This is a genomic window from Calditrichota bacterium, from assembly GCA_016867835.1.
Classification (GTDB): Bacteria; Electryoneota; AABM5-125-24; order Hatepunaeales; family Hatepunaeaceae; genus VGIQ01.
This window is the reverse complement of the sequence record VGIQ01000001.1, coordinates 47,991-70,848: the sequence shown is the minus strand read 5'-3', so window position 1 is coordinate 70,848 and position 22,858 is coordinate 47,991. Positions and strand designations below refer to the sequence as shown.

Annotated in this window: 23 protein-coding genes; 19 read left to right on the top strand and 4 right to left on the bottom strand. The window is 60.0% G+C overall.

Going from position 1 to position 22,858, the window contains the following annotated elements; translation table 11 throughout:
* Window positions 1–27: 27 nt before the first annotated feature.
* From FJY67_00365 to FJY67_00355, 3 genes are all read right to left on the bottom strand, one after another.
* A complete protein-coding gene (locus tag FJY67_00365; protein MBM3327910.1) occupies window positions 28–1,998 on the bottom strand; it encodes a PBP1A family penicillin-binding protein in 1,971 nt (656 codons plus the stop codon).
* A 2-nt stretch (window positions 1,999–2,000) separates the two neighbouring features.
* A complete protein-coding gene (locus tag FJY67_00360) occupies window positions 2,001–2,960 on the bottom strand; it encodes a hypothetical protein (protein MBM3327909.1) in 960 nt (319 codons plus the stop codon).
* Window positions 2,961–3,085: 125 nt separating this feature from the next.
* Window positions 3,086–3,409 carry a thioredoxin family protein gene (locus FJY67_00355; protein ID MBM3327908.1) on the bottom strand — a complete coding sequence of 108 codons (324 nt, stop codon included), beginning with the start codon at window positions 3,407–3,409 and terminating at the stop codon, window positions 3,086–3,088.
* Between the two features lie 187 nt (window positions 3,410–3,596).
* On the opposite strand from FJY67_00355, the gene FJY67_00350 reads away from it, so the two are divergent.
* The 19 genes from FJY67_00350 (at window position 3,597) to FJY67_00260 (ending at window position 20,269) form a co-directional block, all read left to right on the top strand.
* The gene (locus FJY67_00350; GenBank protein MBM3327907.1) at window positions 3,597–4,736 is read left to right on the top strand and encodes an aminopeptidase; all 1,140 of its coding nucleotides are present in this window, start codon (window positions 3,597–3,599) and stop codon (window positions 4,734–4,736) included.
* A 98-nt stretch (window positions 4,737–4,834) separates the two neighbouring features.
* On the top strand, window positions 4,835–6,454 hold the full coding sequence (locus FJY67_00345) for an aminotransferase class V-fold PLP-dependent enzyme (GenBank protein ID MBM3327906.1): 1,620 nt from the start codon (window positions 4,835–4,837) through the stop codon (window positions 6,452–6,454).
* Window positions 6,455–6,482: 28 nt separating this feature from the next.
* Window positions 6,483–7,094, top strand: coding sequence for a 1-acyl-sn-glycerol-3-phosphate acyltransferase (locus FJY67_00340; protein MBM3327905.1), 612 nt, complete (start codon window positions 6,483–6,485; stop codon window positions 7,092–7,094).
* A gap of 180 nt (window positions 7,095–7,274) precedes the next feature.
* On the top strand, window positions 7,275–7,829 hold the full coding sequence (locus tag FJY67_00335) for a D-sedoheptulose 7-phosphate isomerase (protein MBM3327904.1): 555 nt from the start codon (window positions 7,275–7,277) through the stop codon (window positions 7,827–7,829).
* Between the two features lie 18 nt (window positions 7,830–7,847).
* Complete coding sequence (locus FJY67_00330) at window positions 7,848–8,450, top strand: DNA-3-methyladenine glycosylase I (GenBank protein MBM3327903.1); 603 nt, start codon at window positions 7,848–7,850, stop codon at window positions 8,448–8,450.
* Window positions 8,428–8,784 (top strand): hypothetical protein, encoded by a 357-nt coding sequence (locus tag FJY67_00325; protein MBM3327902.1) that lies wholly within the window; start codon window positions 8,428–8,430, stop codon window positions 8,782–8,784. The genes FJY67_00330 and FJY67_00325 overlap by 23 nt, the downstream gene beginning before the upstream one ends.
* Window positions 8,785–8,914: 130 nt before the next feature.
* A complete protein-coding gene (locus FJY67_00320) occupies window positions 8,915–9,715 on the top strand; it encodes a flavin reductase family protein (protein MBM3327901.1) in 801 nt (266 codons plus the stop codon).
* 133 nt (window positions 9,716–9,848) lie between these two features.
* Complete coding sequence (menA, locus tag FJY67_00315) at window positions 9,849–10,787, top strand: 1,4-dihydroxy-2-naphthoate octaprenyltransferase (GenBank protein MBM3327900.1); 939 nt, start codon at window positions 9,849–9,851, stop codon at window positions 10,785–10,787.
* Window positions 10,788–10,981: 194 nt separating this feature from the next.
* Window positions 10,982–11,503 carry a CPBP family intramembrane metalloprotease gene (locus FJY67_00310; protein ID MBM3327899.1) on the top strand — a complete coding sequence of 174 codons (522 nt, stop codon included), beginning with the start codon at window positions 10,982–10,984 and terminating at the stop codon, window positions 11,501–11,503.
* A gap of 15 nt (window positions 11,504–11,518) precedes the next feature.
* Complete coding sequence (locus FJY67_00305; GenBank protein ID MBM3327898.1) at window positions 11,519–12,022, top strand: GNAT family N-acetyltransferase; 504 nt, start codon at window positions 11,519–11,521, stop codon at window positions 12,020–12,022.
* A 40-nt stretch (window positions 12,023–12,062) separates the two neighbouring features.
* Complete coding sequence (gene rsmI, locus FJY67_00300) at window positions 12,063–12,719, top strand: 16S rRNA (cytidine(1402)-2'-O)-methyltransferase (GenBank protein ID MBM3327897.1); 657 nt, start codon at window positions 12,063–12,065, stop codon at window positions 12,717–12,719.
* Entirely contained in the window at window positions 12,710–13,480 is a 771-nt protein-coding gene (locus FJY67_00295) for a class I SAM-dependent methyltransferase (protein MBM3327896.1), read from the top strand. The genes rsmI and FJY67_00295 overlap by 10 nt, the downstream gene beginning before the upstream one ends.
* 18 nt (window positions 13,481–13,498) lie before the next feature.
* Window positions 13,499–14,308, top strand: a complete 810-nt coding sequence (gene lgt, locus FJY67_00290) for a prolipoprotein diacylglyceryl transferase (GenBank protein ID MBM3327895.1) — start codon at window positions 13,499–13,501, stop codon at window positions 14,306–14,308.
* Complete coding sequence (gene tmk / locus FJY67_00285) at window positions 14,298–14,930, top strand: dTMP kinase (GenBank protein MBM3327894.1); 633 nt, start codon at window positions 14,298–14,300, stop codon at window positions 14,928–14,930. The genes lgt and tmk overlap by 11 nt, the downstream gene beginning before the upstream one ends.
* A gap of 84 nt (window positions 14,931–15,014) precedes the next feature.
* The gene (locus FJY67_00280; protein ID MBM3327893.1) at window positions 15,015–15,950 is read left to right on the top strand and encodes a GGDEF domain-containing response regulator; all 936 of its coding nucleotides are present in this window, start codon (window positions 15,015–15,017) and stop codon (window positions 15,948–15,950) included.
* Window positions 15,951–16,054: 104 nt separating this feature from the next.
* Window positions 16,055–17,386, top strand: a complete 1,332-nt coding sequence (locus tag FJY67_00275) for a sigma-54-dependent Fis family transcriptional regulator (GenBank protein ID MBM3327892.1) — start codon at window positions 16,055–16,057, stop codon at window positions 17,384–17,386.
* Between the two features lie 14 nt (window positions 17,387–17,400).
* Window positions 17,401–18,795, top strand: coding sequence for a hypothetical protein (locus FJY67_00270; protein ID MBM3327891.1), 1,395 nt, complete (start codon window positions 17,401–17,403; stop codon window positions 18,793–18,795).
* A 77-nt stretch (window positions 18,796–18,872) separates the two neighbouring features.
* Window positions 18,873–19,775: a poly-gamma-glutamate system protein gene (gene pgsW / locus FJY67_00265; GenBank protein ID MBM3327890.1), complete on the top strand. Its 903-nt coding sequence runs from the start codon at window positions 18,873–18,875 to the stop codon at window positions 19,773–19,775.
* A gap of 182 nt (window positions 19,776–19,957) precedes the next feature.
* Window positions 19,958–20,269, top strand: a complete 312-nt coding sequence (locus tag FJY67_00260; GenBank protein MBM3327889.1) for a DUF3467 domain-containing protein — start codon at window positions 19,958–19,960, stop codon at window positions 20,267–20,269.
* Between the two features lie 197 nt (window positions 20,270–20,466).
* On the opposite strand, the gene FJY67_00255 is transcribed toward FJY67_00260, so the two are convergent.
* Window positions 20,467–22,857 (bottom strand): 4-hydroxybenzoyl-CoA reductase, encoded by a 2,391-nt coding sequence (locus tag FJY67_00255; GenBank protein ID MBM3327888.1) that lies wholly within the window; start codon window positions 22,855–22,857, stop codon window positions 20,467–20,469.
* Window position 22,858 lies beyond the last annotated feature (1 nt).

Sequence of the window (22,858 nt, the reverse complement as noted above, 5' to 3'; positions counted from 1 at the left end):
GACCCACGGCACTTAATCGCCTTCCCTTCAAAACCCAAACCACCCCGATTTAGACTCCGATTTGAGCATTACCGGCAGATACCCGTCCAGATAGTTGCGACTGACGCGCCCGGTAACAGGTTCTACGAAAGAACGTTCGACACCGTCGGGCACCTGAAACTCGCGCGGCGGATCGCCTTCCGTCGCGGCGATCATAAAGTCGGCCCAGATTGGCGCTGCCCCCGAAGCGCCGGTAACGCCGACGCCGTTCTTCAGATACATCTTGCGGTTGTCGTCGTAGCCTACCCAGGCGACCACAGCCAGATGCGGACTGGCTCCGACGAACCAACTATCCCGGTAGTCGCTCGAGGTTCCGGTTTTGCCGAACGCCGTCCCGCTGAATCCGCGCCGCCTCACAATTGTCCCGGTGCCGCTATCGAGGACGCCGGACAGCATATCGATAAGCATATAAGTCGTCTCCGGGTCGAAACGCTGCTCACCGGCAGATGCAAGCGACGCCAGGGTCTCGCCGCCGGGGCCCTCTATTCGCGACAGGAGGCGCGACTCGATGAAGTAGCCCTCCCGAGCGATGGTCGCAATCGCGGTCGCCATTTCGACCATGGTGAGCCCGGTCGAGCCGAGTGCCAGCGACAGATGCGGCTCGAGCGGCGACTCAATGCCGAGTCGGCGGGCGGTGGCGATCACCTTATCGGGGCCGGTCTCACTTATCAACTGCGCGGCAACGGTGTTGATCGACTTCATCAGCGCAAGTTTCAGCACCACCGGGCCGGTGAAGCGCTTATCGAAATTGGTCGGCCTCCAGGTGCGTCGCGAGTCGATCTTGAGCGCAACCGGTTCATCGCGATAGACTGATGCCGGCGTAATGTTGCCCTGCTCAAGAGCGGTTAGGTAGATCACCGGCTTGAAGGCTGAACCGGGCTGGCGGCGCGACCGGGTGGCGCGGTTATAGGGGCTGTCGAGGTAGTTGCGGCCGCCGACCAGAGCGACGATTTGGCCGCTCTTCACTTCAACGGCGACGAGACCGCCTTCGAGCCGGCCGGAGGGGTCTTCACCCACCTTAGGAGGACGAATGCTGCGCTCGAGGAGATCGACGCCGGCTGCGACCTTGCGCTCGGCAATCCGCTGCAGACGTGGGTCAATGGTGGTGTAAATCTTCACCCCGCCGTAATTGACGAGGTCGCCACTCAACCTGCCGCGAGCCCCTTCGAGTGCGGCATCTACGGCAAACGAACCCCTCTCCGGCGGCGGAGCGGCATTTGAGAGCGTCACCGGCCGGGCAGTCAGACTGTCGATCTGTCGCCACTCAATATAGCCGGCACGGGCCATTCGCTCAAGGATGAGCCGCTGCCGCTCGCGCGCCTGATCCGGGTTGCTGAACGGATCGAGCCGCGCCGGGGCATTTGGGAGACCGGCCAACAGCGCCGCTTCGTGCAGTTCCAACTGCCGGGCATGCTTGTTGAAATAGGTGCGCGATGCCCGTTCGACGCCGTAAGCAAACCGCCCGAAATAGACCAGATTGCAGTAGGCTTCAAGGATCTCCTCCTTAGAGAATCGCGCCTCAATGGCGAAGGCGGTGAGCGCTTCGAGCGCCTTGCGCTCCCAGGACCGCTTGAAGGAGAAGAAGAGGTTCTTGGCAAGTTGCTGGGTGATAGACGAACCGCCCGGGGCGTCGCCGCGCTGCCGCAGATTCTGCCACAGCGCCCGCACCGTCGCAATTCGGTCGATGCCCCGATGCTCGAAGAACCGCCGGTCTTCGGCGGCAACGACAGCGTTCAGGAAGTGCGGCGATATTCGGTCGAGGGCGATATAATGGCGTCCACCCAGTCGGCCCAGCAGTTCTCCGCCCCGGCTATAGACTTCCGTCGCAGGGGTGGAAGCCAAAAGCCGCAGGTCGTCCGGCAACCGCGGAATGCCGGGCGCCAGTCGATAGTAGGCTGCGACACCGCCCGCTATGACGATCAGTATCAGCAGGTTGACCACTATGAGCAGCCGCCGCATCGCTACTCCCCGACCTCGGATTCGTCAGGCTCGACAGGGTAGGCTTCACCGCCGTCGGACGAGGGCGCAAAGAGCGTATCGCTGCCCTCCCAGGTCAATGCAAATGCGAGCCGTTCGAAGGTGCGGGGTGAGATCGGGTGCGTTGCGACGACCGGACCCGCCTCGCCAGCGGCTTCGAATCCGATGACCGCAAACCCATCTCCTCGCTCGGGCGCCAATCCGACATAGCGCAGCGGCTTGGGAAGCGACAGGAGCATCTCGGGGTCCGGGAAAAGGTTGTTGCGGTCGGCTTCGGGCAGAATGAAGAGATACTGGATGAATTTCTCGCCGGGGTAGATGCGACCGGCGAATGCCGGATCGGCCGCCAGTCCGCCGGTCGCCAAAGTGCGGGCTTTTGCTGAAGTGAAGAGAAATCGCGGCTCAAGGTGAAGTGTCAGGAGCGGCTGGTCGTGAGCGTCGAGCAGCACTGCGCGGCAGCCCGCTACCAGCCCGCCCGGGCGGGTCAGGAGCGTGCGCCGCCAGTCACTGGTATAGTAATGCGCCAGGAGGTCTTTGGGCGGGATCAAATCCGGCCGGAGCATCTCCGGCAGCGCCAAATAGAGGCTTACGAAGCGGGAAGGCGACAGGACGACGGTTTCACCGTCGCCGAGCAGTTCTGCAATCTCGCCGAACGACCCGGCACGGTCAGCCCGTTCGCGCAAGAGGCCGAGTTGAGCCGACTCTTCCTCCATTCGACGCGATGCAGTGCGCGCTTTCTCCTCCATCGTCCAGAGCGTTCCCCACGGCTCGCGCTCGTCGTTGTGCCGCACCAGATGCCGCCCAATGATACGTTCGGTCAGGCGAAACTGCCAATCGAGCGCCAGAAGGGCAATCAGGATAAGAAAGAGGAAGTAGGTGAACCGGCCTTTGCGAGACCGGGGGGGTCGGGAAGGACGCGGTTCGACCCGACGAACGCGCGGCATTTCAGGCGGTTCCGAATCGGGGCGAGTGGTTCATTGGCAAGCACCAAACATAAGATCGGCAGGGATCGCCGGAATCCCCCCGCAGCCCCGGCTTGTCATCGTTGACATTAGCATTAACACTAACATTAGAGCATCAGGTTCCGCACCCGTTTGACGATTTCCGTCCGGGCGGCGGCTCCGACAATGCGGCCTCGTTCGGCGCCCTTGACGAAGAGGATCAAGGTCGGTATGGCGCGGATGCGATAACGACTCGCGAGGGAGGAATGCTCTTCGATGTCGATTCGCACCAGTTGGACCCGGCCGTTAAAGTCTTCATCAACGCCTTCGAGCAGCGGAGCGACGGTGCGGCACGGCTCGCACCACGGTGCCATAAAGGCCGCGAGCAACGGCCCTAAATCGGCGGCAAGGGCTTGATCGAGTTGTTCCAGATTCCACTCGGTTAGTTTCATAAGTCCTTTAATATAATTTCAAGCGCCCGCCATTCAAAGCCACCTCTTATGACGATACGCCGGGATGACAGATACCCAGGCTTGGGCTTCAAGTCCTCTTGTCCAACCGGGCTTGAGCGCTTATATTGACTTGCTGAAGAGAGTTGTGGTTCGTTATTCGTTAATCGTCCTTCGATACTCATATCCTATGCCTGATCCCCGCAACGACCGCCTCGCAAGCATCCTGCTCGACTATTCACTCGCCCTGAAGCCTGGCGAGACGCTCTATCTCGAAGTCAAGGGTAGGGAGACGCTCGACCTCGCCAAGTCCGTTCTGCGTCTGACGACCGAGCGCGGAGCGACGCCCTTTTGGTTCTACAGCGACGAGTCGCTCCTGCGCCAATTCATCGCCGGGGCTACGGACGATCAGATGAAGCGGCAGGCGGAACTGCACCTCGAACTGATGACCCGCGCCGATTGCTACATCGGTCTGCGTGGATCGGACAACCCATTCGATCTGGCTGACATTCTGCCGGCGCAACTCGAGCGGTTCAACCGCCTCTTCTATCACCCGGTGCACCTCGAACAGCGTGTCAAAAAGACCCGCTGGGTCGTCCTAAGGTATCCCAACAACGCCATGGCGCAACTTGCGCAGCAGCCTCAAGAGACCTTCGCCGATTACTACTATCGGGTCTGCATCCTCGACTACGACCGGATGTCGGCGGCGCAGGACCGCCTCTTTGCCCTGATGGACGCGACCGATCAGGTGCGCATCACCGCTCCCGGCACCGACCTGTCGTTCTCTATCCAGGGCGTCCCCCCGCGCAAATGCGACGGCCACCGCAACGTCCCGGACGGCGAAGTTTTCACCGCGCCGGTGCGGACGTCGGTGAACGGCACCATCCAGTATAACACCCCGTCGCTCTACCAGGGGCATATCTACGAGAATATCCGGTTCGTCTTTAAGGACGGCAAGATCGTCGAAGCGACCGCCGGGCCGCAGACCGAGAAATTGAACCGCATCCTGGACACCGACGAAGGCGCCCGTTACATCGGCGAATTCTCGCTCGGACTGAATCCCTTCATCCTGCACCCGATGAAGGATACTCTATTCGACGAGAAGATCGCCGGCTCGCTCCACTTCACCCCCGGACAGGCTTATGAGGAAACCGACAACGGCAACCGGTCGGCAGTGCATTGGGATCTGGTCCTTATTCAGCGTCCCGAATACGGCGGCGGCGAGGTTTGGTTCGACGGCAAGTTGATTCGTAAAGACGGCAGGTTCACCGATCCCGAGATGGAGCGGATGTTCTCAGCCGGGTTCCTGAGCGGCAGCCAGCAGGACTGAGTGCCCGGCACTCGTGCATTCAACAAAGGAGCACTTGAGCACCTTGCACCAACACTCGAGCACTCAGCATTTTGCACTTGAGCAAAAAGATTCCATCTATGTCCACGCCAACCGGATTCACCTTTAGGATCGCCACCGAGCCGTGGGAGTTTGAGCAGATTCACCGGCTCAACTACCGGGCGTTTGTAGAGGAGATACCCCAGCACAATCCTAACGGCGAAGGCGTTCTGGTCGATAAGTTTCACACCGAGAACACCTACGTCATCGCCGTGAAAGAGCAGCAGGTCATCGGAATGCTGGCGATGCGGGACAAGCGCCCCTTTTCGCTCGATGCCAAGTTATCCAACCTGAATACCTTCATCCCGCCCGGCCGGACGGCTTGCGAAATCCGCCTTTTGACCATCGACCCGGCGCACCGCGGCGCGACGCTGCTGCAAGGGCTCATTCTGAAATTGATCGAGTACTCCCGCACCAAAGGCTACAACCTCGCACTCATTTCCGGCACCACCAGACAGATCAAACTTTACCGCCATCTGGGGTTCAAGCCCTTTGCGCATCTGGTCGGGACTGGTGAAGCGCAGTTCCAGCCGATGATGCTGACCCTGGAGGACTTTGCTACGCGGCTGCCGGAATTCTCCCCCAACGGCGCCGCCGACGTGGCGCTCCTGCCTAAAGTCAACCTCATGCCCGGCCCGGTAGCGATCTCACAGGACGTCCGGAGGGTCTTTGCCGATCTGCCGGTGTCGCATCGCGGGGCTCAGTTCGTCGCCGATGTCCAGTTGATCAAGGAGTCCCTAAGGCGTCTTTCGGGGGCGAAGTTCGTCGAGATTCTAATGGGCTCGGGAACGCTTGGCAATGACACCGTTGCCGGTCAGATTGCAGGCTTGAAAGGACGAGGACTGGTCGTCACCAACGGTGAATTTGGAGGCCGGTTGGTCGATCACGCCCGTCGCTGGCAACTCGATTATAAGGTCCTTAAATCGGAATGGGGCGAGCCGCTGCCGCTCGACCGGATCGCCCGCAAACTCGACCGGATGGGGTCAGTGAAGTGGCTCTGGATGGTGCACTGTGAGACCTCGTCAGGGATCGTCAACGATCTTCCCGGCGTCAAACGCATTTGTCGTCAACGCGGGATCAAACTCTGCCTCGACTGCATGAGCAGCCTCGGCGCGGTGCCGCTTGATCTGCGCGGCGTCTATATGGCGGCATCGGTATCGGGTAAAGCCCTCGCCGGGTTTCCCGGTCTCGCCCTGATCTTTTACAATCACCGGGTGCGTCCCCAGCCGCAGCGCCTCCCGAGATACCTCGACATAGGCTACTATGCGGAGCATCAGGGGCTTCCCTACACCATCTCGACGAACCTCGTCTATGCCTTGAAGAGGGCTCTTGAGACCGCCGGTAATGTCGAATCGTCCACCGCGAAAAGCGCACTATCGACCCGCCTTCGTGCAGAACTTCGGGCGGCGGGATTCAATCTCGTCGGCGAGGACCAGATCTACTCCCCTGCGGTTATTACGATTGTCTTTCCGCCCGGGATCGACTCCGTCAAGGTCGGCGACCGGATGATGGAGAAGGGCTATTTGCTCAGTTACCGCAGTTATTACCTGGTCGCCCGCAACTGGCTGCAGATCTGTCTGATGGGCGAGCAGTCGGGCGATCTCGTGATGCCGGTTGTGCCGGCGTTGGTCGATGCGGTCGCGGATGTGAGTCGCGGCTGAGAAATTACTCGCTCGGGAGCCGGTTCGCGTGAGGCGGGGCTATGCGTTTTCACAGGCGTTCGCGCGAGTGCTGGCAAAAGTCCTCTGGGGTCTCCGGGCAACCGGCTTTGAGCGCGTCCCCCGGACCGGGCGACTCATCATCGCCGTCAACCATTATTCCCGTGCCGACGGGCCATTGGTCGGCGCTTTTCTGCCGCGGGAAGTTCACTTCGCAGTCGAGATCGAGGCTTTCGTTGGGCCGCTGAAGTGGCTCCTGCGCTATTGGAACTGCCTGCCGGTGCGACGGCGGGGTGCCGATAGAGAGTCGCTTGCGACGATGCTCGAATTGCTTGATCGCGACAAGGCTCTGGTGATCCTGCCCGAAGGACGCCGCTCGGTCATCGGCTCCGAACTGCGCGCCAAGCCTGGAATCGGGCTTCTGGTCATGCGGACAGGTAGCCCGGTTCTACCGGTTAGAGTCAGCGGCACACATCATCTGCGGGAGGGCTTGAGCGGCTTGCTCTACCTGACAAGACATCGCGGTGAACTGCGGATCGACGTCGGCGAACCCTTCCGGCCCGATCTTCCACCGGGACGCTCCGAAAAGGAAGCCTATCAAGCTATCGCCGACCAGATCATGGATCGTATTCGTGGGTTGTAGGTAAGACCAGGTATTAGGATGAGAACTTCCCTTCAATATAGTTGATGAAAGCACTCACCCCACAGGTGCAGCCGTAGCGCCGCCATCCTGGCGGCAAGATGGTGCCAGCAAGATGCTGGCGTTACATTATTGTTGAGCGCAAGAACGCAAAGTCATTCTGAACATACAGCGCTTAGGGCGATCCTGACCGCGCAGAGCGAGGCTCACCAGCGCTTCGCTGCCGAATCGGAGCCGGTCTTGCTCGAGATCGCGACGGCAATCGTCGAGTGTCTTCGTTCGAGCGGCAAGTTGTTGCTTTGCGGAAACGGCGGGTCCGCCGCCGACGCCCAGCACGTTGCCGCCGAATTGGTCGGTCGTTTTGCGCGCGAGCGGGAGGGTTGGCCGGCGATAGCGCTGACGACCGACACGAGCATCCTGACCGCAGTCGGCAATGACTACGGCTTTGACCGTATCTTCGCGCGGCAGGTGGAAGCGCTCGCCAGGCGGGGCGACCTCGTCTGCGGCATTTCGACATCGGGCAATTCGCCCAATATCCTCGCCGCACTCGAAGCGGCGAAGTCATGCGGCGCCCGAACACTCGGTTTCACCGGTGGCAGCGGTGGGAAAATGACCACCCTCTGCGACCTCGTCTTTATCGCTCCGGCCGACAACACGGCGCGCATTCAGGAACTGCACATCTGCGCCTGGCACGCCATCTGCGACCTTGTCGAAGCCGGGATGATGGGCAGCAAGTAAGTCCAACCGCCTACGAGATTGAACGAATCATATCCGCCCCGCTGCCAGTGGTGCCTCGCGCATCCGCTCCTGACCGATTATCACGACGCTGAATGGGGCGTCCCGCGCACCGCGGACCGTGAACAGTTTGAGCACCTCGTCTTCGAGGTCTTTCAAGCCGGCCTATCGTGGCTGACCATCTTGAAAAAGCGCGATGCCTTCCGGAACGCATTCGCCGGGTTCGATCCGGCGGTTGTTGCCACCTGGGGCGAGAAGGATATCGAACGGCTCCTCGGCGATTCCGGGATCATTCGCAACCGGGCCAAAATCGCCGCGGTCATTGGCAATGCCCGGGCGCTCCTTCAGGTGAGCCGCGAATATGGCTCGTTTGCGCGATTTGTTGTCCCGTATCGTCCCAAAGTGAAAGTCCCCTGCGCCAGCGACGCAGCCATCCCATCCGTAATGCCGGAAGCGGAGGCTCTTGCGAAGGATATGAAAAGACAGGGATTCAAGTTCTTCGGTCCGACTATTGCCTATGCTCATATGCAAGCCGTCGGCCTCGTCAACGATCACATCACCACCTGCCACCGCTATGAGGAGATCGAACGACTTCAGCGCGATGCCTGGCGCAATCATAAGTAGCCGCCCTTCCGGCTGGGTCGGCCTAACTCTCGCGGCCCTCTTTGCTTTCGCAGCCGGTTGTGACTTCTCGGCCAAGTCCGACCTGCGTAAAGCCGAGCAGTATCTGAAGGAAGCCGACCGACTAAACGCCGAGTTCTGGGCCGAGAAGGAATATCGCAAGGCACAGAAGGCGTTCGTCGAAGCGATGGATCTGGAAAAAGTGAACTACGTCAACGAGGCGCGGGACAAGGCCGCCGAAGCGAAAGACTGGGCTGAGGAAGCACTCCTGTTGACCAAAGTCCGCCGGGCTGAAATGGAAAAGGAGAAGGAGCGGCTGGGAACCTATAAGCCTTAGTGCGTAGAATGCTCGTGTAAACCGGACGTCCTCGTCCGGCATGTAACGGGGAGATGTGGTGCGGGTGGACGTCCTCGTCCACCCGGCACATGAATCTATAGGCCTTGGTGTGAAGAGTGTAGAGTGAAGAGTGTCAACCAGGGCACTTGTCATGCTGAACGCAGTGAAGCATCTCGACCCGCGAAGATGGGCATTTCAGACGAGATCCTTCACTTCGTTCAGGATGACACCATCGAATGCACCCCTTAGTACATCGTTGAACTTGTTCCGCACCATCGATCCATCCGATCTTTCTCCGCCGGACCGGCACGGCTTGATGCTATCGATCATCATTCCGCGTCCGATCGGGTTCATTTCGACGCTCTCGTTCGAAGGCGTCCCAAATCTTGCGCCGTTCAGTTACTTTCAAGCCGTTTCCGCAGTGCCGCCGACGATTCTTTTCTGCCCCAATCGGAACCGGTTTGGGAAAGCCAAGCATTCGCTATTGAACGCGAAATCGACCCGCGAGTTCGTCGCCTGCACGGTGCTTGAGAATATGGCTGAAGCGATGAACTACGCCTCCGGCGAGTTTCCCGACGGGGTGAGTGAATTTGCCGAAGCCGGCTTCACACCGCTTAAGTCGGACCTGGTGAATCCCTTCCGGGTTGCCGAATCGCCGGTGGCGATGGAGTGCAAGGTTAGGCAGGTGATTGAACTCTCCGACGCCCCCCTCGGCGGGTCGGTAGTGATCGGCGAAGTCGTCCGGTTTCACATCCGCGAGGATCTCCTCACGCCCGACGGCAAGGTCGTAGAACTCGACCGCTACCGGCCTATATCGCGGCTGGGAGGGCCGGCTTATGGACGACTCACCAGCACCTTCGATATGCCTCGCCCGACAATGACCCCGGACGGAAATGTTGTCGAAGGCAGCCACCGCATCACCAGGAGGTAGTAAGAACCGGTCTGCCTTGCATTCCATTCCCAACTTGTGCTCTCGCGGCTCAAATCCTATATTAAAGGATTGGGCCTGATCTTCGATTCTTCATCGCCAATTCTTCCACCCATCCCTCAATTCAGGACCTAAAATGACTGCCAATACAGTTCCCCTCGAGCGGAGCCGTTTCAGCATCTGGCTGCAGGCGATCCGCGCCTTTGCCTTTCCGGCTTCCATCGTCCCGGTGTTGACCGGAGCTCTCCTCACCTTCTCCTATGAAGGGCCGGTCGCCTGGGAACTCTTCCCGCTGGTGGTGATCTGCTCGATCCTCTACCATACTGCGACCAACCTGATCAGCGACTACTTCGACTGGAAGCGCGGCGTCGATAAGGATTACACCTTCGGCTCGAGCCGGGTCATCGCCGATGGCCTCCTGACACCGGGCCAGGTGCTCCGCGGCGGCTGGATCGCCTTCGGGATCGGCATCGCGCTTGGACTGGTGCTGGTAGCGGTGCGCGGAGTTCCGATGCTGACGCTTGGCGTGATCGGCCTGCTGGGCGGCTACCTCTACACGGGCCGGCCGGTCGGATACAAATATATAGCCCTCGGAGACGTCGGCGTATTCCTCCTGATGGGGCCGCTGATGGTGATCGGATCCTACGCTGCGCTGACCGGCGAGTTCGCCCGTCCGGCGCTGACTACCCCGCTCCTGGTTTCGATCCCCATCGGTCTTTTGACCGCCGCGATCCTGCACGCCAATAACACTCGCGACATCCGTCACGACGGCGAAGCCCGCATCCGCACTTTTGCCGGTCTGATCGGGCACTCCGGAGCCAAGATCGAGTATTTACTACTCGTCGGCGGCGCATTTGTCGCTGTCGTCTGGATGGCAATGGGCGGTATCCTGCCGCTTTGGTCGCTCCTCGTTTTGCTTTCGCTCCCGCCGGCATTGAAGAATATCGGCAAGATGCTGGCCAGCCGCCCGAACCAGGTAGAGGAGATCGCGATGCTCGATGTCCTGACTGCACAGCATCATTTGATGTTCGGCGTCCTGTTGATGATCTCCATTGTGCTTGGCAGGTTCTTCTAAAGACGAAAACCATCCCGCCGGTAGTTCCCCGATTTATCGGGGGGGGAAGAGAGGAGATTGTCAGCATAGATAGACGGCCGACTGAAGGCACTAACCGGAACTGGGCGCTGTGGGGTAGCGTCGCGGTTGCGGCGCTCTTCTGGTTCGTCCTCTTCAGCCCCTGGACCAAGACGGCGGTCAACTTCTGGCTGGCGATGGCAGTTGCAGCAGGAACCCTGACTGCTATCGGTCTCTACTTAAGCCGGTCGTCTCGTAACGCCCTCTTTCGTTTTCGGCCGGTTCATCTGATAATCGGGTTGGTTTCGGCGGGAGTGCTCTATGGCGTGTTCCTCGCCGGAGACAGGATCGCAACACTGCTCTTCGACTTCGCCAAACCCGAGATCGCCGGCATTTACGCCACCAAGGCGCAAGCCTCGCCGGTGGCGATAGGCCTCTTGCTCGGCTTGTGGATCGGCCCGGCGGAGGAGATATTCTGGCGCGGCTACGTGCAACTCCGGATGGCGCAGCGATATGGAAACACCGCCGGTTGGCTGGCAGGGAGTCTGATCTACGCACTGGTGCATGTCTGGGCTTTCAACCTGATGCTCCTCGGCGCAGCGCTGATCTGCGGTCTATTCTGGGGGGCGATGTTCCGCTACTATGGCACGCTATGGCCCGGGCTCATTTCGCATGCGGTCTGGGACGTCGCCATTTTCGTTATATGGCCTATCCGATGAAGCATCAATCTTGAGTTGACCAACAACGGCATGATCAAACTGATGTCGTCGAAACAGAACATTACCATCCAGGGCCCGGTGACCGGGCAGGCCGCAATCTGCGAGCCTATCCTGCGGTCGCTTCCGGAGTGGTTCGGCATCGAATCCTCAATACGCGATTTTGTGATCAAGATCGATCGACTTCCGACTCTGGTGGCATGGAGGGATAAAACCCCGATTGGATTTCTAACCGTAGAGCTGACCGGCGAATATGCGGCTGAAGTGTTGGTGATGGGAGTACTATCGGCATATCATCGTCAGGGGATAGGTCGAAGACTAATGGAGGTTATCGAAAACCATCTGCGAAAACACGGAGTTGAGTTCCTGCAGGTAAAGACCCTATCCGATACCCATCCGGATTTGTTCTACAAACAAACCCGTGCATTCTATTGTGATTTGGGCTTTCGAAGATTGGAGGAGTTTCCGACCTTGTGGGGTGCTGATAGTCCCTGCGTTCAGATGATCAAACGTCTTCAATAATACTCTGGGTCTACCTTCCACTTCACGTTCCGGTTCGCTGATGCTGGTGGCAACTCCCATCGGCAATCTCGGTGACATCACCCGGCGCGCCGTCGAAGCCCTCGCGAACGCCGACCTGGTGCTCGCCGAAGACACTCGACGCACGGGCTTGCTTCTCAAACACCTCAGCCTGCATAAACGCCTTCAGTCATGCAATGACCAGAACGAAAGCAAGGTAGCGGCCACCGTCGTCGAGCGCATTGCAAGGGGCGAGCAGATTGCCCTTGTATCGGATGCCGGAACGCCGGGGCTATCCGATCCCGGTTATCGGGTGATCCGTTCCATAATCGACGCCGGACTCCCACTCGAAGTCCTCCCCGGTCCTACGGCAGTCACGACGGCCTTGCTTCACGCGGGATTGCCGTTTCATCGCTTTGCCTTTGAGGGCTTTCTTCCGATTAAAGGACGTTCCGGGCGCCTGACTGCACTCGCGGCTGAAGAACGGACGATGGTCTTCTTCGAAGCCCCGCACCGTATCGGACGGACGCTTTCGGAAATGGAAACTGCTTTCGGATCGGATCGGCCCGCTGCCCTCTGCCGTGAATTGACCAAATTGCATGAGGAAGTCTTCCGCGGGACACTCGGTGAACTGCGAGATATCTGTTCCAAGCGGACTTTGAAGGGTGAGATCGTCCTGGTGGTAGGCGGATGTCCCTGAACGCCGAAGTTGATCCCAAAGGCCGGTTCAGTTCCCGGACGCCCTTCTATCACGCGGCGAGACCGCGCTATCCGCTCGCGATGCAGGACTTCCTAAAGGCCGAGTTGGGACTTGGACCCGGCTCAATGGTGGCCGATGTCGGGTCGGGATCGGGGCTATCTTGCGAACCGTTCCTCGCCTTAGGCTGCCGGGTCTGGGCTGTCGAGCCGAATCCTGAAATGCGGCGTGAAGCCGAACGTCACTACCGTGTCTTGAGTTGGACATCGGTTGACGGTTCGGCCGAAGCGACGACGCTCGCGAGCGGGCAGTTCGACTGCGCCGCCGCCGGTCAGGCCTTTCACTGGTTCGATGCCGATCGCGCCCGGATCGAGTTCGCGCGCATTCTGAAGCCATCCGGGAGCACGGTCATCTTCTGGAACCGGCGCATTCGGGAAGGCGGCTTCAACGAAGCGTATGAGGAAATAATCGTTCGCTTTCGCCGCGGAATGGAAGCACTCGACGATTTCTTCCGCTATCAGGGCCGCTTGAACGCGTTCTTCAGTGGGCGGTTCGAGACCCGGTCGCTCCAAAACCACCAGGACCTGAACCGGGAAGGGCTTATGGCACGGATACTCTCGGCTTCCTATATGCCGCTTCCATATGACCCGGACTATCACGACCTGCTAAAAGCCGTCGATACCGCGTTCGCAAGGTTCGAGCGCTCGGGCAAGGTGCGGATCGATTACAACACCGATGTTCATTACGGCCGTCCGGCGGCCTGATCTTACGAAAGGACTCAACTGCATCCGGTCATCTTTCAGATAGGCGCCTTCAAACTTCACAGTTACGGCCTCATGGTGATGCTCGCCTTCGTCTTCGGTTTCTATCTGGCTGCTCGGCGGGGGAAGGCAATGGGCGTTTCGACCGAGGCGATATCCGATCTGACGCTCTGGATTATGGTCGGCTCGCTGGCAGGTGCTCGACTTACCTATGTGATTGCGCATTGGCGGGAGTTCGAAGGCCGGTGGCTCGACGCGATCAGCCCGATACAGAGCGACGGCACCATCGGCATTGCCGGGCTGGTCGTCCTGGGAGGCGTTGCCGCCGCGATTCCGATAGTGATCTGGCAGACACGCAAGCGCGGTCTCCGTTTCCTGCAAGTCGCCGATGTGATGATGCCGTCGCTCGCCTTTGGCCTGGCATTGGGACGGATCGGCTGCCATCTCAACGGCTGCTGCTTCGGCACACCGACCGATCTGCCCTGGGGTCTGCGCTTCCCTGAGACTTGCCTCGCCGGGGCGGTCTATCCGGGGAAAGCGCTCCACCCTACGCAACTTTACGAATCGCTTTACGCCGCCGGGATCGGCATCGCACTCATTCTAAGGACACCGTACCGCCGCTTCGAAGGAGAACTCTTTCACCTGTTTCTGGTTCTCTACGGTATCTTCAGGTTCTTCAATGAGATCGTCCGGCACTATGATGCGCGGCTGAACCTCTTCGAGGTCGGGGGCGTCCATTTCACCGGCAGCATGGCGGGGTCGCTTCTGATGATCGGCGTCGGTGTTTACAATCTCTTGCAGGGCGGCAAGGCGGGTCGCCGTGCCGGGTAAACTGATCACCCTCGAAGGAATCGACGGCTCGGGCAAGTCAACCCAGGCCGCGTCGTTGGCAGAATATCTAAGGGTGCAGGGCAATGAGGTGGTCCTTCTGCGCGAGCCGGGCGGCACCCCGGTCGGGGAAGCGATCCGGCAGATTCTGCTCGGCGATGTAGTCTCAGCGCAGACTTCCGGCGCGAGAGATGATATTCCGGGCGCAATGACGGAGTTTCTCCTCTTCAGCGCGGCCCGTGCGGCACTGGTTCGGCAGGTAATCGCACCGGCGCTCGACCAGGGCAGGACCGTCCTGCTCGATCGGTTCTACGATTCGTCCGACGCTTACCAAGCCTTCGGGCGGGGGCTTGACCGGGAGTTTGTCCGGAACGTCAACCGGCATTCTGCGGGCGGTCTGGTCCCCGAGCGGACGCTCCTCTTCGACCTGACGCCGGATTCTGCACTAAAGCGTATCCCCCGTCCGGTCGACCGGATGGAACGTGAAGGCTTCGAGTTCCTCGCCCGCGTCCGCGAAGGCTACCTTGCCATTGCACGTGAAGAACCTCATCGGATTCGGGTGATCGACGCTTCGCAGCCGCAGGTCAAGGTGTTCGAAGATGCTAAACGCGCACTTGAAGAGTAGAGATGCCTCTCGATTTGGAGTCCAATTCATCTTCAGTTAGTTCGAATAGAGCCGTCAAGAATTCACTTCGCAACGATACAACTTATGGCAGAACAAGAGGGAAGACGCAGCGTACTAATCGCATCGCCGTCGTTGAAGAACGACGGCTTAGTGGAAGCCTTGCGGCATGCGCCGGGGCTCGACGTCGTCGAAGCCACAGATCCTGCTGAAGCGATTGAGGTCATCGGCCGCAAGCCGCTCGATTTGATCCTCTTTGACTGGCAGGGCGACACCGCCATCCCGGTCGAATTGGTCATTCGCGCCCGGGGCTACGATGCCGGGCTCTCGATCATCGCTGTAACCGACGATTCCGGTCGCGAGAGCGAGCGGCTCTGGGGGCTGGGCGTAAGCGACTGCCTGCCTCGCCCGGCCGGGCCGACGGAACTCCTGGGCCGTGTTCAGCGCAGTTTGCACCATCGGTCGCTCGAGCAGCAATGCGATCACCTGAACCGCGAGAACAAGAAACTCTACGAGATGTCGGTAACCGACGGCCTGACCAAACTGGTCAACCGGCGGCACCTGTCGGAGCGGCTCACCGCCGAGTTTTCGCGCGCGATCCGGTTCAGCGGCCGGTTCGGGTTGCTCATCATCGACATCGATCACTTCAAGAAGGTGAATGACCGCTTCGGCCACCTCGCCGGGGATCGGGTACTGGTCGAGGTCTCCCGCCTCATCAAGGAGTCCTTGCGCTCGATCGATACCGCCGGGAGATACGGGGGGGAAGAATTCGTCGTCCTTCTGCCCGAGACAGCATGCGAGGGCGTCGCCTTCGTCGCCGAGCGGCTCCGGCGCAGCATCGAGGAGTGCGACCTGTCGGCGCTTGAGTCCGACCTGCCGCTGCCGTCTCATGTGACAGTCAGCATCGGCGGTGCGGTCTATCCCGACCAGTTGGTGCGCACCGGCGAAGAACTTCTCGAAACCGCCGACCGAAGCCTTTACGCAGCCAAGCAAAACGGTCGCAACCGAGTGGAAATCTGCTGATGGCAACAACTGATGCCGGAGTGATGCAGGGGGGCGGTCCCGACCATTCCGGGCAATAAGAGATAGCCCGCAACCTCGTGCGGCTTCATGCTTATGAGTTTCTTTTGCGCACCTCGCCGGATCTGGCACGGGAACTTCCGACGCTGATCGACTCCTGGATACCATCAACCCGCCGTCCGAAGGCGGCTCGTCATCCCGTTCACCGGGTCTGCGATAACCTGCTCACCTGTGTCGATCTGAATGAAGCCCGGCTGACACCGCCTTCAGACGACATTCTTATCGCGGTGCACTCCGACCATCAGCCGACAGACGGTGAAGTGCGCGAGTCACTGCGCATGGGGCTTTACGACAGCGGCGCTCTTCAGCGGGACGGCCATTTTGAGATCGACGAGTGGAGCAGCATTGCGATAGGTCGTGCACCGCTCTTGCGGCAGGCATTGGCACTAACAGGACGCGCCGCCGCCAGCGATCTCCCGGTTCTGATTGCGGGCGAAACCGGCACCGGTAAGGAATTGGTTGCGCGCTTGATTCACCGGCATAGCAGTAGGTCGAATAATCCCTGCACGTTCGTCAACTGTGGCGCCATACCGGAGGGCTTGATCGAGTCGGATCTTTTCGGATTCGAAGCCGGCGCCTTCACCGGTGCGGCCAAAGGTGGATATTCGGGGCGGCTCGAGTCTGCCGCCGGAGGAACGGTTATTCTGGACGAAGTTGGAGAACTTTCGCCCCGGGCTCAAGCCGCGCTCCTGCGAGTCCTCCAGACGGGGGAACTGCAGCGCGTCGGTGGTGGGATCAAGGCGGTCAGTTTTCGGCTCATAGCGATCGCCAATGCTCCACTCGATGAAGCCGTCGCCGCGGGCCGGTTTCGCCGCGACCTTTATTACCGGATAGCTGTCCTGCCGATACATCTGCCGCCGCTGCGTCGTCGCAACGGTGATATAACGTTGCTCGCAAATCATATCCTTGAACGGCTCAACGCCGCCAATCCCGCAAGACCCCGGGCGACACTCTTCCGCGAAGCCCTCGCCCGACTCGATATTTACGTCTGGCCCGGCAATGTCCGCGAACTGGAGAACGTCATCGCCCGGGCGCTCATTCTTACGGCCGGCACCTCGATCCCGGCCAAGGCGATCATTTTCGACGGCGGCATCGCGGGAGACGCCTCTGCGGACGAACCGGCAAGGCGCTATCCCGACATCCCGACCGAATGGGAGCAGTTCCTGTTTGAACATCCCGCCGGCCTGACAAGCAGCCTCTGGGCACGCCGGTTTAAGTGCAGTGAAGCGACCGCCCGGCGACGGCTGCAAAGCCTTATCGAATCCGGCATCCTCGTCCGGATCGGCGACCGACGCGGCAGCAAATACCACCTTGCAAATGAATCTAACGAATTGGATGAACAATACTACGATCCGGCCGGCCCGGACGAGGCATTATGATAAAGGATGACACGATGCGTCTGACCGCAATCCTTGCCATTCTTATTGCTGCAGTCGATCCGGCTTCCCTAAAAGGTGCACCCGAATCGACCGTTGCGATCGACATCTATAATCGCGATTTGGCACAGGTTCGCGACACCAGGCAGGTCGATCTGGTGCGGGGCAGTCAGACGATCGACTTCACCGGCATCGCTCCCGGCATCTTCGGCCATACCGCCAACGTGGTGCCGTCGGGACGGGGCGGCGAAAACATTCGCACGCTCTCGCTCGCTTACCACTACGACCTGGTTAGCCAGGAGAAACTGATGGATCGCTACCGCGGGCAGTGGTTCTCGTTCAGCGCCGACGATGCTACCTATGCCGGCCGGTTGCTTCGCTTCGACGCGACGCACCTTTTTCTGCAGCCCGACACCGGCGATGTCATTGTTCAGGTCGTTGAGCGAGGTAAATTGAAGGAGATGTTCTACCCGCGCTTGCCCGACGGCCTCTACACCCGACCTACGCTGCGCTGGGAAGTCAATGCGGCTCAAGGCGTCAAAGGTCGTCTTGTCGAGATCAGTTACCTGACCACCGGCATCACCTGGATGTGCGACTACCGGGCAGACCTAAGCGACGAGACGCTGTCGCTGAGTGCGAATTTCACCATCGCCAACGACCTCGAACTTGATTTGGAGGATGCGACGGTGACGCTGGTCGCCGGGAAAGTGCACCGGTCCGACGACCCGGAAGGCGGAAGCGGCGACGAAGCGTCGGAAGGGCGGGAGAAATTTGGCCGACCGGAGGCAGCAGCTCAAGTTTCGGGGGAGCGATTCGACGAATACTACCGCTACACTCTGCCCCGCCCGGTCAGCCTATCGGCCGGGCAGACGCTTCAGGTGCCAGCATTCGAACCTGTTGTATTCAAGTATGAGCGTCGCTACCTCTTCCCGCATCTGCTCGACAGCCGGGAAGTGCGGGTGAAGGTCTCGTTTCAGAGCGGCGCCGGCACAGGCAAGTCTGCGCGCCCCTTGCCCGAGGGTGATGTCGGATTCTATCGCCGGGACAATTCGGGAGCGCTCATCTTCGCCGGGCAGGATTTTCTCCCTGGCACACCGGCCGGGGGAACGATCGAACTCGACCTCGGAGGCGCTTTCGATCTTACCGCCCGGCGGACGCGACTTACGCAATCCCGCCCTACGCGCGACCGCCACTCTGAGACCTGGCGCGTCGACCTGCGCAACGGCGGAGCCCGCGAAGCCGTAGTGCATGTCGAACAGCGTATTTATGGCTATGCGACTGTGGAGTCTGCCGAGGCGGGCGGCCATTCCGTCGAGCCAATTCGGGAGGCCTCCGACCGGGTCCTCTTTCCGGTGCCGGTTCCAGCGGGAAGCGCGGTGGCTCTGACGTTCACGATCAGTTTTGGCTACTGAGGTGAGGAATGCCGATGCTAATGCTGATGCTGATGGTGAAGTTAGACAGATCGTTTCCAAGCCTTTGAGCTAACCAGTTGGATCGCCATCCTGTGATTTTGACATTGGCATTGGCATTTTCATTGACATTGGCATCGAAGTCGGACAGCGCTGCTGCGGTCGAAATAGTAGCCGGGCGCGCTGAGGCTACTGTCAAGCGTGGATACGAGCGCGTCTGGCACTACCGGCTGTTGATGGAGACCGCCGACACGATGCGCGACACGTTCAAGACCGGTCTGATAGGGCTGCCCTGGACGTCCATTACCACCACCGTCGGCTACGAAGAAGCGAAGGAACTGGCGACCAAACCGGGCTGGGCTGCGTGGCTGGTGAAGGAACTAAAGGCGCGCAACATCGGGCCCGGGAGCAAAGTCGCCGTCTCGCTCACCGGCTCATTCCCAGCGCTCAATCTGGCTCTATTGGCAGCACTGCAGGAACTTAAGGTAAAGATGGTGGGGATCTGCTCGGTGGGGGCCTCCAGTTTCGGCGCTAATGAGCCGGGCTTCACCTGGCCGGAACTGGAACGTTATCTGTTCGAGGAGGGGGTTTTGAAGATTGGCTCCACGGCCGTGACCTTTGGCGGAACCGGCGACCGCGGCGCGGAGTGGGATGAGTATGCGCAACGCCAGGCGCTCGGCTGCGTCGAACGGAGCGGCCTCGACCTGATCCGTCCGGCGCACTTGCGCGATGCCATCCGCAAGCGAATGGCTCTCTACGGCGATCCCAAGGACTATTTCTGCTATATCAACGTCGGCGGAAGCCAAGCCTCGCTCGGCGCCGGAGCCAAACTCCGCTTCACCCATGGCGGCTGGTTCTACGAGCCGCTACCGGTCAAGGGTGATCCCCCCGGCGTGATGGACTACTTTCTCGAAGCCGGAACGCCCTGCCTCAACCTGCTCTTTCTCGACGACTTGAACCGTAAAGAGAATATCGTTAAGTGATGCCGATGATGATGCTAATGATGATGATGATATTGCTCTGATGATCTGTTGAAAACCTCAACTTGTGCATACCGGACGCCCTCGTCCGGCGTGTTCAAGTCACGTTATTTTAGCCGAATCTCCATTGTGCATTCCTATTCGGCATTGGCATTAATTCTTTGTCTATAACTAAAGTCCATCCCATGAACCAAAGTCAACCTTCCCAGCAGATTCAAGTCCAGATCGACGAGAAGACCGGTCAGGGCATCTATGCCAACCTGGCGCTCATCAGTCATTCATCAGCCGAGTTCGTCATCGACTTCACCCGAATGCTGCCCGGAATGCCGAAAGCGGTCGTGCAGGCGCGGATCGTGCTGACGCCGATTCACACCAAATCGCTGCTCAAGGCCCTCGACGAGAACATCCGCCGATATGAAGAACGTTACGGTGAGATCAAGATGGGGTCCGACAAGCACGAATCGCGCAACATCGGGTTTCAGACCGGGGAGGAGTGAACTATTATTCTGTTTAACAAACAGTTGCCTTGGAGGGCGGACATTCCTGTCCGCCCTTCTGGAAAGGAATACTGAATCAGGGCGGATAGGAATGTCCGCCCTCCAGGAATGGCAACTACAATCTGCCAGTAGTATAAGAGGCGAGCGGTGGGGGGAAGATAATGGAGCGAATAGATCCACCATTATCTTAAGGAACTCTACTTACAACCGCCTAAGTCCTCTGCCTTCAACCCGGTGACTATCCGTTCCGGCGTCGCGGGCAGTTCTTCGATCCGGACGCCGGCGGCGTCGTAGATAGCATTGAGAATAGCCGGGATCGTCGGCATAATGGCGCCTTCGCCGACCTCCTTGGCGCCGAACGGGCCGTTCGGTTCGTCGGTCTCGATGACGACGGCTTCGATCCTGGGAATGTCCATCGCCGTCGGAATCTTGTATTCGGCGAGGTTGGCATTCAGGATGTTGCCCCGTCGGTCGTAGTGTATCTGCTCGAAAAGAGCCTCGCCCATCCCCATCGAAACCGACCCCTGCATCTGCCCTTCGACTTGCGTACGGTTGATCGCAAAGCCGCAGTCGTGAGCTCCAACCACCCGCTCAACAGTCACTTCGCCGGTCTCCATATCGACCGCGACCTCGGCGATCTGCGCCGAGCAACCGAAGGCTGGTGAAGTCCCGACCGTAGCGCCTTTGAACGAACCTCCCAATTTCGGCGGTTTGTATTTGCCCGTTCCGACGATCGTCCCCCGCCCAAGGTAGGCGATCCGTGCAGCTTCGCGGAAGGTGAGGTCGGGCGTATCGGGGATGTCCCCGAAGTTGAAATGCTCGGCGGCGAACTCCTTGCGGATGGCTGCAAAGTCGAGCGACCCGTTCGACGACTTGACATAGCCTTGCTCGATGCGCAGATGAGCCGCCTCGACGCCGCAGCGGCGGGCAACTTCGGTTAGTATCTGGTCCCGGCATGCTTCGGCGGCTTCCCGGGCGGCGGCTCCGGCCATCAGCGTCGTCCGGCTTGAGTATGCCCCCAAATCGACCGAGAGGTCGCTGTCGCCGCTGACCACTTTGACATCGGCGAGGGGCACGGCGAGCACTTCGGCGGTGATCATCGCCAGCATCGTATCCGAACCCTGCCCGATGTCGGCGGCGCCAGACTCGACGATTACCTGACCGCCAGTCTCGCTGACGCGGGTAACGACCGTCGCGTGGAAGGTCTCCGACCGGTAAATCGGGTAGCCGGCTCCCGATACGAAGAAGCCGCACGCGACGCCGCGCCCGCGACGAACTCGGCTGTCATCGCGGGCGGGAAGAATCCCACCCTCCAAGTTTTGCTGCGAGTCCCATCCGGCAACATCCCTTACTGCCTCAAGACACTCCCGCATCCCCAGGCTCGACATGTAGAGTTCGTTGCAGGTCGTTTCGCCTCGCCCCATGACATTGCGAAGTCGCAGTTCGAGGGGATCGATATGCAGTTCTCCCGCGATCCGGTCAAGTTGCGTCTCAAAGAGCGCCCGCGCGATGACCGCGCCATGGCCGCGCTGAGCGCCGCAGGCGGGCTTGTTCGTTACCACCCGATAACCGTCGTAGGTCATATTCTTCAGCCGGTAGGGGCCGCCTAACAACGACCCGGCATAATAGACCGTCGCGATGCCGAAACTGGCGAAGGCTCCACCGTCGAGAATGCACTTATGGCGCAGGAAGAGGAGCGTCCCGTCGCGCTTGACGCCGGTCGTCATCGTGTGGAAGAACTGATGCCGGGCGCGGGAGTGGAGAAAAACCTGCTCGCGGTCGAAGGTCATCCGCACCGGCTTGCCGGTTCTTAGCGCGAGTGCACAGACGACCAGTTCGGCTGTAGAGCAGGAGGCTTTTGGCCCGAAACCGCCGCCAACCGCCGGTTTGATCACCCGGACTTTCTCCGGACGCAGTCCCAAAGCCATTGCGAGCGTCCGCTGGACATAGTGAGGAGCCTGCGTCGATGACCACATCGTGAGCCGCCCCGAGGCATCGACTTCAGCCAGAACCGCTTGCGGCTCGAGGAATGCGGCATCCTGCATTTTCGAAATGATCCGATCGGTGCGAATGAAATCTGCCTCACGTTCGGCGGCATCGCAATCTCCGAAGTTCCAGTGCACCTCGGCGCAGATGTTGCGCGGGTACTTGTCGTGCAATTGCGGCTGACCGTCGTCCATTGCGATCTGGCCATCCAGAACCGGGGGTAGTTCCTCATAATCGACTTCAATCAATGAGACGGCTTCGCGAGCCCGGTCGAGGTCTATCGCGGCAACGGCGGCCACCTCGTCACCCACATAGCGCACCTGTTCGCGAGCCAGTATCGACTCGTCGTAACGGGCTGGAGAAACGCCATAGACTATGCTGCCGATATCCTTGCCGGTGATGACCGCCTTGACGCCGGGCAGCCGCTCGGCTCGCGAGGTGTCGATCCGAAGGATGCGGCCATGCGCAATGGGGCTATGCAGGATGGCGCAGTGGAGCGCACCCGGGCGGGCGATGTCGTCCGTGTAGAGCGCCCGTCCGGTTACCTTGTCAAGGGCATCGATCCGCGGCGCGCGGCTGTTGAGAATCTGATACTTGCTCATC

Bases quoted from the DNA above. Each gene is read 5' to 3' on its own strand.
- FJY67_00365 (MBM3327910.1), bottom strand. From the start codon at position 1,998: ATGCGGCGGCTGCTCATAGTGGTCAACCTGCTGATACTGATCGTCATA.
- FJY67_00350 (MBM3327907.1), top strand. From the start codon at position 3,597: ATGCCTGATCCCCGCAACGACCGCCTCGCAAGCATCCTGCTCGACTAT.
- FJY67_00295 (MBM3327896.1), top strand. From the start codon at position 12,710: ATGTCCCTGAACGCCGAAGTTGATCCCAAAGGCCGGTTCAGTTCCCGG.
- FJY67_00280 (MBM3327893.1), top strand. From the start codon at position 15,015: ATGGCAGAACAAGAGGGAAGACGCAGCGTACTAATCGCATCGCCGTCG.
- rsmI (MBM3327897.1), top strand. From the start codon at position 12,063: ATGCTGGTGGCAACTCCCATCGGCAATCTCGGTGACATCACCCGGCGC.
- menA (MBM3327900.1), top strand. From the start codon at position 9,849: ATGACTGCCAATACAGTTCCCCTCGAGCGGAGCCGTTTCAGCATCTGG.
- FJY67_00270 (MBM3327891.1), top strand. From the start codon at position 17,401: ATGCGTCTGACCGCAATCCTTGCCATTCTTATTGCTGCAGTCGATCCG.
- FJY67_00355 (MBM3327908.1), bottom strand. From the start codon at position 3,409: ATGAAACTAACCGAGTGGAATCTGGAACAACTCGATCAAGCCCTTGCC.
- FJY67_00325 (MBM3327902.1), top strand. From the start codon at position 8,428: ATGCCTGGCGCAATCATAAGTAGCCGCCCTTCCGGCTGGGTCGGCCTA.
- FJY67_00360 (MBM3327909.1), bottom strand. From the start codon at position 2,960: ATGCCGCGCGTTCGTCGGGTCGAACCGCGTCCTTCCCGACCCCCCCGG.
- FJY67_00345 (MBM3327906.1), top strand. From the start codon at position 4,835: ATGTCCACGCCAACCGGATTCACCTTTAGGATCGCCACCGAGCCGTGG.
- FJY67_00255 (MBM3327888.1), bottom strand. From the start codon at position 22,857: ATGAGCAAGTATCAGATTCTCAACAGCCGCGCGCCGCGGATCGATGCC.
- FJY67_00260 (MBM3327889.1), top strand. From the start codon at position 19,958: ATGAACCAAAGTCAACCTTCCCAGCAGATTCAAGTCCAGATCGACGAG.
- FJY67_00310 (MBM3327899.1), top strand. From the start codon at position 10,982: ATGGCAGTTGCAGCAGGAACCCTGACTGCTATCGGTCTCTACTTAAGC.